Below are 9,659 nucleotides of genomic sequence, written 5' to 3' on the forward strand. Positions count from 1 at the left end.
GGTGCCGGTCATCGCGTGACGGAGCCGGAAGGCGCCGCCGACAGCGGGCCCGGCCGGCCCTCCGCTGCATCGCGCAGCATCAGGTCGATGCGGCCGAGCACCTCCATCGACCGGCGCGACAGCGATTGCGGGCGGTCGGCGATGCCGGCCTGCGGCAAGGGTGCGGCCGAGGGCGCGCCGGCCGGAGCCTGCGGGGCGGTGGTCAGGCCGAAGATCGGCCGGCGGTCGAGGCCCTGATGGGCGGTGTTCATGATCTGCGAGAAGGTCATGGCCGGCAGCGAGCCGCCGGTCATCCGGTTGGTCTCGGAATAGTCGTCGTTGCCGTACCAGATGCCGGTGACGAAATGGCTGGAATAGCCGACGAACAGCGCGTCCCGGTAGGAATTGGTCGTGCCGGTCTTGCCGCCGACCTGCACGCCCTGCACCTGCGCCCGCCGCCCCGTGCCGGATTCCACCACGCCGACCAGCATGCCGTTCATGTCGGTGGCGACCTGCGGCGAGAACACCCGTTTGCGCGCCGGCAGGTCGCGGTCGGCGCGCCAGACGACTTCGCCGGCGGAATTGCGGATCTCCACCGCAGCGTGCGGCTGGAGGGCAAGGCCGCCGGAGGCGAAGCTGCCATAGGCGGTGGTGAGCTCGACCAGAGTCACCTCGGCCGCGCCGATCGGCATCGGCGCCGTGTCGGTGATCGGCCGCGTCACCCCCATCTCGCGGGCGGTGGCGATGATCTTCTGCCGGCCGATGCGGCTGTCGCCGCGGCCCATCTGCTGGGTCAGGATCACCGGGATCGAGTTGATGGACCGCACCATGGCTGCGGTCACGGTGGTCGAGCCGGAAAAGCTGCGGCCATAGTTCTGCGGGCACCAGTTGCCGAGACAGATCGGCCTGTCCACCACGATGGAGCGGCCGTTGATGAGGCCCTCGCGCATGGCCGCGCCATAGACGATCGGCTTGAAGGACGAGCCGGGCTGCCGCATCGCCTCGGTGGCGCGGTTGAACTGGCTCGCGCCATAGTCCCGGCCACCGACGATGGCCCGGACCGTGCCGTCGACCTCCATCACCACCGCCGCCGCCTGGCTGGCGCCATAGTCGCCGCCATACTGGCGCAGCACCTGATCGACCGAGGTCTCGGCCTGCTTCTGGATTGTGAGGTCGAGCCCGGTGCGAACCGTCAGCACCCGGTCGATCAGCGAAGGCGTCGCGGCGACGAGGCGTTTCACGTCCTCGAAGGCGTAGTCGAGATAGTAGTTGGGGACGGCGTCGTCCTTGCGGTCGACGGGGGTGGCCGGGTTGCGCCGTGCCCCGAAGACCTGACCATCGGTCATGAAGCCGGCCTCGACCAGATTGTCGAGCACCGTGTTGGCCCGGGCGCGCGCCGCCGGCAGGTTGACGTGGGGGGCAAAGCGCGTCGGCGCCTTGAACAGGCCGGCAAGCATGGCCGCCTCCGCCAGCGTCACGTCCCGCACCGACTTGCCGAAATAATATTCCGAGGCGGCCTCTGCCCCGAAGGCGCCGCCGCCCATATAGGCGCGGTCGAGATAGGTCTTGAGGATCTCGTTCTTCGTCGCCCGCGATTCCAGCCAGAGGGCGAGGAAGGCCTCCTTGATCTTGCGCTCGATGGAGCGTTCGTTCGACAGGAACAGGTTCTTGGCGAGCTGCTGGGTCAGCGTCGAGCCGCCCTGGACGACGCCGCCGGCCCGCGCATTGGTGGCGATGGCGCGGAACGTACCGATGATGTCGATACCGTAATGCTCGAAGAACCGTCGGTCCTCCGTGGCGAGCACCGCCTTGATGAGGTGGTCGGGGAATTCCTCCAGCGGCACCGAATCGTTGAGGCGAATGCCGCGCCGCCCCACCTCGTTGCCATAGCGGTCCTGGAAGACCACCGAGAGCTCGGAGGGCTTGCGCCAGTCCTCGTTGGTGTCGCGGAAGGCGGGGATGGCGAGCATCAGCAGGACGAGCAGGCCGCCGGTGCCCAAGGTCATGCCCTCGGAGGCGATCTCGGCGAAGACGCGTTTCCAGCCATAGACCTGCACGCGATCGGCGAGGTCGGCGAGCCTTTCCCAGGCGCGACCGATCGCTCCGGCGAGCCGGTAGGCGCCGTCGTTCAGCCGTGCATCGAGGTCGAGGAAGAAGCGCCTGAGGGCGCTTCCCCACCCGCCGCCGGGAGTGAGGTCGGTCAAGCCGGAACGCCTTTCTGGGCAGGCCCTTGACGATATGCTTACCATATCGGAGATCGGCGGGGTGAGCCAACGGCCTCGCGCCGTCTCCACCGTTCTCTGACAAGAGGGTTACCGGCCGGGCGTCGGGAACGCCCGCGGGAGGGCCGCCATGGCCGACGACACAGCGGGCGAGGGGCCGCGCACCACGCCGTTCTGGCGGGACAAGCCGCTGGAGGCCATGACCGATTCCGAATGGGAGAGCCTGTGCGACGGCTGCGCCCGCTGCTGCCTCAACAAGCTCGAGGACGAGGAGACCGGCGCAATTCATTTCACCTCGGTCGCCTGCACGCTCCTCGATGGCGCGTCCTGCCGCTGCAGCGACTATGCCAACCGCCAGGAGCGCGTGCCGGACTGCGTCCGCCTGACGCCCGAGGAGGCGCGGACCCTGCCCTGGCTGCCGCCGACCTGCGCCTATCGCCTCGTCGCCGAGGGGCGCGACCTCTACTGGTGGCATCCCCTCGTCTCCGGTGACCCCGAGACGGTTCATGCGGCGGGGATATCGGTGCGCGGCCGAATCACCGCCTGGGAACACGAGCTCACCGAGCTGCAGGAGCTGGAGCATCATCTGGCGGATTGGCCGGGGCGCGAGCCCGGCTAGGCCGACCTCGGCGAGGCCATCTCTCCTTCCGCCGAGTGGCAGGGACGGGCAACGGACTTATGGTGGTGCTCCGTTCCGCTTGAGGGGGGAATGCACCATGAGCGATGCCAAAGGCCACGTTGATCCCACCAAGGAACGGTTCGCGCTGTTCAAGGACCTGCCGCGCGACGAGCCGATCCACATGCTCAATCTCGTCAGCCTCAAGGCCGAGGCCACCTATCCCGACGGCCGCAAGGCGACGGGCCGCGAGGCCTATGCCGCCTATGGCCGCGAGAGCGGACCGGTGTTCCGCGGGCTCGGCGGGCGCATCGTCTGGTCGGGCCGGCCGGACCTCATGCTGATCGGCCCGGAGGCCGAGCGCTGGGACATCGCCTTCATCGCCGAATACCCGTCCGGCCAGGCCTTCATCGACATGATCCGCGATCCCGCCTACCGCGAGGCCGTGAAGCACCGGCAGGCGGCGGTGGCGGACTCGCGCCTCGTCCGGATGAAGCCGGGCAATCCCGGTGCGGGGTTCGGCGAGGAGGGGTGACCCTCACGCCGCCCGTCGCCGGGCTTTTGTGGGCGCTGCGGGCGCGGGGTGATGGTCGCCAAGCTCCTCGATGATCGGGCAGGTGGCCCGCGCGCCCTTCTCGCAGGAGCCGACCAGCGCCTGCAGCGTCGCGATCATGTCCTGCAGCTTCCTGGCCTGCTCCTCCATCTCCTTCAGATGGGTCCGGGCGATGGCGCGCACATCGGCATTCGAGCGGCCGGCATCGCTCCACAGCGCCAGCAGCGAGCGGATCTGCTCGATGGAAAAACCGAGGTCGCGGGCCCGCCGCACGAAGCCGAGCCGGTGAACGTCCTCGGTGTCGTAGTCGCGATAGCCGCTGTCGCGCCTGTCGGCAGCGGGCAGGAGGCCGATCTGCTCGTAGTAGCGGATCATCTTTGCCGAGACGCCGGAGGCGCTCGCGGCCTGGCCGATATTCATGGGCCTCTTCCTCGCTTTGGCGCTGGATCAATGCGGCGCCCCGCGGGTTCATCAATGCGACCGGATCGCCCGCTTGACCTTCCCATGATGGGAAGGATTAGACGTCGCCGCAAGAGTGAAGGAGATCGCCATGACGGCGCATGATTCCAAGCCGACCGGCTCGTGCTGCGGCGGGCATGGCCAGAACCATGCTGGGCATGACCATGCGGGCCACGATCACGCTCACCACCATGCCGCCGCCGCTCCCGCCGGCCAGGTGATCGACCCCGTCTGCGGCATGACGGTCGATCCGGCGACGACCCCCCACAAGACCACCCTCGACGGCGTCGAGCACTTTTTCTGCTCCTCCGGCTGCGTCGTGAAGTTCCGCAAGGACCCCGCCCGCTATCTCGACCCGGCCAGCGCCCCGCCGGCCGAGGCTGTCCCGGAGGGCACCGAGTTCACCTGCCCGATGCACCTCGAGATCGTCCAGGTCGGCCCCGGCACCTGCCCGATCTGCGGCATGGCGCTCGAGCCGATGATGGTCACCGCCGATGCCGGCCCCAACGAGGAGCTGATCGACATGACCCGCCGGTTCTGGGCGGGCCTTGTCCTCGCCCTGCCGGTCTTCGTGCTGGAAATGGGTGCCCACGTTTTCGGCTGGGACCCGCTGCCGCATGGCTGGTCGGTCTGGGTGCAGTTCGCCCTCGCCACCCCGGTCGTGCTCTGGGCCGGCTGGCCCTTCTTCGTCCGCGGCTGGCAGTCGGTGCAGACCGGCCACCTCAACATGTTCACGCTGATCGCCATCGGCACTGGCGTCGCCTGGACCTATTCCCTCGTCGCGACCCTGGCGCCGGGCCTTTTCCCGGCCGCCTTCCGTGACCATCACGGTCAGGTCGCCGTCTATTTCGAGGCGGCGGCGGTGATCACCGTCCTCGTCCTGCTGGGACAGGTGCTGGAGCTCCGGGCCCGCGACGCCACCTCCGGGGCCATTCGCGCCCTTCTCGACCTTGCCCCAAAGACCGCCCGCCGTATTGCTGCCGACGGCAGCGAGGCCGAGGTGCCGGTGGAGGAGATCGCCGTCGGCGACTGCCTGCGCATCCGCCCCGGCGAGAAGGTGCCGGTGGATGGCACGGTCGCGGAGGGCCGCAGCGCCATCGACGAGAGCATGGTCACCGGCGAATCCATGCCGGTCACCAAGGAGCCCGGCGACCGCGCCATTGCCGGCACGCTGAACCGCTCCGGCAGCCTCGTTATCGCGGCGGACAAGGTTGGCCGCGACACGATGCTGGCGCAGATCGTCCAGCTCGTCGCCACCGCCCAGCGGTCGCGGGCGCCGATCCAGCGCCTTGCCGATCAGGTCTCCGGCTTCTTCGTGCCCATCGTGCTGGCGGTCGCGGTCCTCGCCTTCGCCGCCTGGGCGATCTTCGGCCCGCCGCCGCAGCTCGCCTTCGCCCTCGTCGCGGCGGTCTCGGTGCTGATCATCGCCTGTCCCTGCGCCCTCGGCCTCGCAACCCCCATGTCGATCATGGTCGGCGTTGGCCGCGGCGCGGCCGCCGGCGTCCTGATCCGCGACGCCGCGGCGCTGGAGCGGCTGGAGAAGGTCGACACGCTCATCATCGACAAGACCGGCACGCTCACGGAAGGCCGCCCCGCCGTCACCGCCGTGGTGCCGGCGGAGGGGTTCACCGAGGACGAGGTGCTGCGCATCGCCGCTGCCGTCGAGAAGCCCTCCGAGCATCCGCTCGCCGAGGCCATCGTCCGCGAGGCGGCGCATCGGGCCATCGCCGTGCCGCGCGTCCTCGGCTTCGATTCCCCCACCGGCAAGGGCGTCATCGGCATGGTCGAGCGGAAGCGCGTCACGCTGGGCTCGGCCGCCTTCCTCGCCGAACTGTCGGTGGACACGGCGCCGCTCGCGGCCCTTGCCGACGAGTTGCGCAAGGACGGCGCGACGGTGGTCTTCCTCGCCGTCAACGGCCGCGCCGCCGGCCTCATCGCCATCGCCGATCCGGTGAAGGCGACGACACCGGCAGCCCTCGCCGCGCTGCGGGACGATGGCATCCGCATCGTCATGCTCACCGGCGACAACCGCATCACCGCCGAGGCGGTCGCCCGCCAGCTCGGCATTTCCGCTGTGGAGGCCGACGTGCTGCCCGAGGGCAAGGCCGAGGTCGTCGCCCGCTGGCGCGCCACCGGCGCGGTGGTGGCCATGGCCGGCGACGGCGTCAACGATGCCCCGGCTCTCGCCGCCGCCGATGTCGGCATCGCCATGGGCACCGGCACCGACGTCGCCATGGAGAGCGCCGGCATCACCCTGGTGAAGGGCGACCTCCTTGGCCTCGTCCGCGCCCGGCGATTGTCGGAGGCGACCATGGCCAATATCCGCCAGAACCTCACCTTCGCCTTCGCCTATAACGCCCTCGGCGTGCCGGTGGCGGCGGGCCTGCTCTACCCGGCCTTCGGCTTGCTGCTCTCGCCGATGATCGCGGCTGCGGCCATGTCGCTGTCCTCGGTCAGCGTCATCGGCAATGCCCTGAGGCTGAGGGCGGTGAAGCTGGGGTGAGGCCCCTTGTCGAACCCAAAGATCACGACCCCGTGAGGGAACCATTCCCAGGCTCACCGGTTGTCCGCCCGACCACCACGCCACGAGGGAGACATCCGATGAGCAGCACCACCGACGAGATCAAGGGCATGGCCAACCAGGCCATGGGCAATGTCAAGCAGGGCCTGGGCAAGGTTCTGGACAACACCGAGATGCAGGCCGAGGGCAAGCTGCAGGAGCTGCAGGAGCTGAAGGGCGAAGGCCAGCAGCTCAAGGGCGATGCCAAGGACGCCGTCAAGACGGTCGTCGACCGCGCCTGATCCTGTTTCTTAGGAAAATAGGCCTTGACAGCGTAACGCTGCTCGGCTAGTTTTGCGTCATTTTCGAAAACTACGCCCGGCGGGGGAAACCCTTCGCCGGGCGTCGTCGTTTCCGGGCCCCGTCGTCGGCCCCGCCGATGCCCGGCCCTCCCGTTTCGGATCCCGCCATGACCCTCCACCCCAACCGTGCCGCGCCGGAGACGGCATCGGCCCGTCCCGACACGTCCAGCCCCATGGCGCCCGTCGGGGCGGCCCGCCCGGCGCCAGCCACTGCCGTCCTGCCATCAGGCGGCTCGGTTGCCGCCACCGTGGCCCCCGAGCCCTCGCATATCGGCAAGCCCTGTCCGGGCCTCGCCGATTGTCCGGAACGGCCGCGCCTCGTGCGCCGGCTCTTCGCTGCCGCCGAGCGCGAGATCGAGACGCTGGAGGCGACCCTCGGCGGCACGTCCTCGACCGCCGCCCGCCGGCTCGGCGCCCTCGCCGCCGCCCTCGACCGCCTCGCCGCGCTCGACCGCAAGGCGCTTGCCGCCGCCCGCGACCCTGTCGGAGATGCCGATGCCCCGCCCGTCGCCGCGCCTGTGGACGCCGAAGCCTGGGCTAAGGGACTTGCGGCGCAACTTGCTCCGCGCCGGCCCGGAGGAGGTGGCGAGGGTCAAGCCGGATGATGTTGTCCGGATGCGGGCCTATTGGCCGGTCTTCGCCCGGCCCGAGCAGATGCCGCCGCGCGGCCGCTGGCGGATCTGGGCCTTCATCGGCGGCCGCGGGGCGGGCAAGACCCGCGCCGGGGCCGAATGGGTCCACGGCATCGTCCATGGCCGCGACGATTTCGGGCCGCGCTGCGGCCGCATCGCCCTGATCGGCGAGACCATCGACCAGGTCCGCGAGGTGATGGTCGAGGGGGTCTCGGGCCTGCGGGCCTGCGGCTTTCCCGCCGAGCGCCCGCGCTTCGAGCCCTCGCGCCGCCGGCTCGTCTGGCCGAACGGGGCGGTGGCCCACGGCTTCTCCTCGGAGGATCCGGAGGCGCTGCGCGGGCCGCAATTCGACGCCGCCTGGGCGGACGAGGCCGTCAAATGGGTGCAGGCCGAGGCCAGCTGGGACATGCTGAGCTTCGCGCTCCGCCTCGGCACGCTGCCGCGGGCCCTCGTCACGACGACGCCACGGGCGACGCCGCTGATGCGCCGCCTGCTGGCCGATCCCGACACGGTCGTGACGCGCTCGGCCATGGCCGCCAATGCCGCGAACCTCGCGCCCGGTGTCGTCAAGGCGCTGATGGCGCGTTACGGCGGCACGCGGCTCGGCCGGCAGGAGCTCGACGGCGAACTGATCGATGACCGCGAGGGCGCGCTGTTCTCCCGCGAGGCCATCGAGGCGCAGCGGGTGATGGCGGCGCCGGCCCTCAAGCGCATCGCGGTGGCGGTCGATCCGCCCGCCTCCCACCGCAAGGGGGCGGATGCCTGCGGCATCGTCGCCTGCGGCATCGACGCGGAGGGCACGGTCTTCGTGCTGGCCGATGCGAGCGCGGAAGGGCTGAAGCCCCATGAATGGGCGGGGCGGGCGGCGGTGCTCTTCCGCCGCCTCGAGGCCGACGCCCTGGTGGTCGAGATCAACCAGGGCGGCGACATGGTGGCGGCGGTGATCGGCGAGGTCGCGCCCGATGTGCCGGTGACGCCGGTGCGGGCGGCGCGGTCGAAACACCTGCGCGCCGAGCCGGTCGCCGCCCTCTATGCGCAGGGCCGCGTCCGCCATGCCGGGCGGTTTCCGGCGCTGGAGGACGAGCTGGCCGATTTCGGCCCCGACGGATTGTCCAACGGCCGCAGCCCCGACCGGCTCGATGCGCTGGTCTGGGCCGTGACGCATCTGGCGCTCCGGCCTAGGGCCGAGGCGCGGGTGAGGGGGCTTTAGGGGGCGGTTTCGGGCCGAGGCGCTGTTCGCCCCTCACCCTTCCCTCTTCCCGCAGGCGGGGAGAGGGGGACTTCGACGTCCCGTCCGTTCTCGCCCGGCGTGCCAGGCGGAGCGGGTCGGCGGTTCTGCACGACGCTGTTGCCCCCTCTCCCCGGCGGGGAGAGGGAAGGGTGAGGGGCCAGGGAGCACAGACCTCCCGGCTTCTGCCCAACCGTTTGCGCCTTATCGGCATGCCCCACCCCGACCCTCCCCTCTGGCGAGGGGAGGGGGATCGGGCACCGCCGTCCCGCGCAAGGCTGACTGACACGGCCCGCGCGCTGACGACCCCCGTGGCGGTCGCGGGCTGGGCCTGGCCCGACAGCGCCGACCGCACGCGACGCCGTGGTCTCCCTCCCCTCGCCAGAGGGGAGGGTGCGGGTGGGGCCTTCAAGGGTGCGTCGCCAATGGCCCTCTGACACGTCCCGCGCCGACCGCTGTCGTTCGCCGTCCGTCTGACACCCCTTCATCGGCCCGCTTCGGAGGCCTCATGACACCGCAGCCTTCCGGGCGTGCCGCGGGGGACACCCGCCGCGCCATCGCTTCCGCGCGCCTGTTGCGTGCCATCGCCGATCTGCGCTGGGACCTCCTCGTTCTCAAGACAGCGCTGCGTCTGCACCGGCGCTACGACCCGAACCAGCCGCGTGTCCCGGCCGGGAGTGCCGAGGGCGGTCAGTGGACGAGCGGCGGCGGGACGTCACCGCGCGAGATGTCGGGGCGCCGCGGCAGGCCGTTTGCCGAGGGCACACCTGCTCAACAGGCTGTAATGGTTGCTCTGCGCGCCAGAATTGATGCCGCGGCAGCAAGGATCAAGGATCGCGATCCGACTTGGCGGAGACCGGAGAGCATGATCAGTGGTACGGTCGAAAGCCGGATCGAACACATGCAGGCGGTCGCGGCTGCTGCAGAAGCCCACGAGGCGTTTTTGGTGCGTTGGGGTATCGGCGGTCTGAACCGCCCCCGGTTTGTCGGAGGCTCCAACTTCCAAATAGGATGGAGCCATGACGAGCAAGACAACGAACAAGTTCTCTCCCGAGGTGCGGGAGCGCGCGGTGCGATTGGTGCTGGATCACGAGGGCGATTACCCCTC

General features: G+C 70.4%; 8 protein-coding genes and 1 pseudogene. 7 read left to right on the forward strand and 2 right to left on the reverse strand.

Going from position 1 to position 9,659, the window contains the following annotated elements; genetic code table 11:
• Positions 1-8: 8 nt before the first annotated feature.
• Positions 9-2,183, reverse strand: coding sequence for a PBP1A family penicillin-binding protein (locus tag O9344_RS04355; RefSeq protein ID WP_298473253.1), 2,175 nt, complete (start codon positions 2,181-2,183; stop codon positions 9-11).
• 148 nt (positions 2,184-2,331) lie between these two features.
• On the opposite strand from O9344_RS04355, the gene O9344_RS04360 reads away from it, so the two are divergent.
• Positions 2,332-2,820: a YcgN family cysteine cluster protein gene (locus O9344_RS04360; protein ID WP_298473254.1), complete on the forward strand. Its 489-nt coding sequence runs from the start codon at positions 2,332-2,334 to the stop codon at positions 2,818-2,820.
• Between the two features lie 97 nt (positions 2,821-2,917).
• Positions 2,918-3,352: a DUF1330 domain-containing protein gene (locus tag O9344_RS04365; RefSeq protein ID WP_298473256.1), complete on the forward strand. Its 435-nt coding sequence runs from the start codon at positions 2,918-2,920 to the stop codon at positions 3,350-3,352.
• A 3-nt stretch (positions 3,353-3,355) separates the two neighbouring features.
• Here the strand turns inward: O9344_RS04365 and cueR are convergent, their stop codons facing one another.
• Positions 3,356-3,790, reverse strand: a complete 435-nt coding sequence (gene cueR / locus O9344_RS04370) for a Cu(I)-responsive transcriptional regulator (RefSeq protein ID WP_298473258.1) — start codon at positions 3,788-3,790, stop codon at positions 3,356-3,358.
• 130 nt (positions 3,791-3,920) lie between these two features.
• Between cueR and O9344_RS04375 the strand changes: the two genes are divergently transcribed.
• From O9344_RS04375 to O9344_RS04395, 5 genes and pseudogenes are all read left to right on the forward strand, one after another.
• On the forward strand, positions 3,921-6,332 hold the full coding sequence (locus tag O9344_RS04375) for a heavy metal translocating P-type ATPase (protein WP_298473260.1): 2,412 nt from the start codon (positions 3,921-3,923) through the stop codon (positions 6,330-6,332).
• A 98-nt stretch (positions 6,333-6,430) separates the two neighbouring features.
• Positions 6,431-6,631, forward strand: coding sequence for a CsbD family protein (locus O9344_RS04380; RefSeq protein ID WP_298473262.1), 201 nt, complete (start codon positions 6,431-6,433; stop codon positions 6,629-6,631).
• Between the two features lie 167 nt (positions 6,632-6,798).
• Positions 6,799-7,296 carry a hypothetical protein gene (locus O9344_RS04385; RefSeq protein ID WP_298473264.1) on the forward strand — a complete coding sequence of 166 codons (498 nt, stop codon included), beginning with the start codon at positions 6,799-6,801 and terminating at the stop codon, positions 7,294-7,296.
• 10 nt (positions 7,297-7,306) lie between these two features.
• Complete coding sequence (locus O9344_RS04390) at positions 7,307-8,533, forward strand: terminase family protein (protein WP_298473265.1); 1,227 nt, start codon at positions 7,307-7,309, stop codon at positions 8,531-8,533.
• Positions 8,534-9,059: 526 nt separating this feature from the next.
• Positions 9,060-9,659 (forward strand): annotated as a pseudogene (locus O9344_RS04395) (hypothetical protein); the annotation flags it as partial.

Source organism: Phreatobacter sp., assembly GCF_027532945.1.
Taxonomy (GTDB): Bacteria; Pseudomonadota; Alphaproteobacteria; order Rhizobiales; family Phreatobacteraceae; genus Phreatobacter.

Excerpts from the sequence above, each read along its gene's own strand:
- O9344_RS04360 (WP_298473254.1), top strand. The coding sequence starts at position 2,332 with ATGGCCGACGACACAGCGGGCGAGGGGCCGCGCACCACGCCGTTCTGG.
- O9344_RS04365 (WP_298473256.1), top strand. The coding sequence starts at position 2,918 with ATGAGCGATGCCAAAGGCCACGTTGATCCCACCAAGGAACGGTTCGCG.
- cueR (WP_298473258.1), bottom strand. The coding sequence starts at position 3,790 with ATGAATATCGGCCAGGCCGCGAGCGCCTCCGGCGTCTCGGCAAAGATG.
- O9344_RS04375 (WP_298473260.1), top strand. The coding sequence starts at position 3,921 with ATGACGGCGCATGATTCCAAGCCGACCGGCTCGTGCTGCGGCGGGCAT.
- O9344_RS04380 (WP_298473262.1), top strand. The coding sequence starts at position 6,431 with ATGAGCAGCACCACCGACGAGATCAAGGGCATGGCCAACCAGGCCATG.
- O9344_RS04385 (WP_298473264.1), top strand. The coding sequence starts at position 6,799 with ATGACCCTCCACCCCAACCGTGCCGCGCCGGAGACGGCATCGGCCCGT.
- O9344_RS04390 (WP_298473265.1), top strand. The coding sequence starts at position 7,307 with ATGCGGGCCTATTGGCCGGTCTTCGCCCGGCCCGAGCAGATGCCGCCG.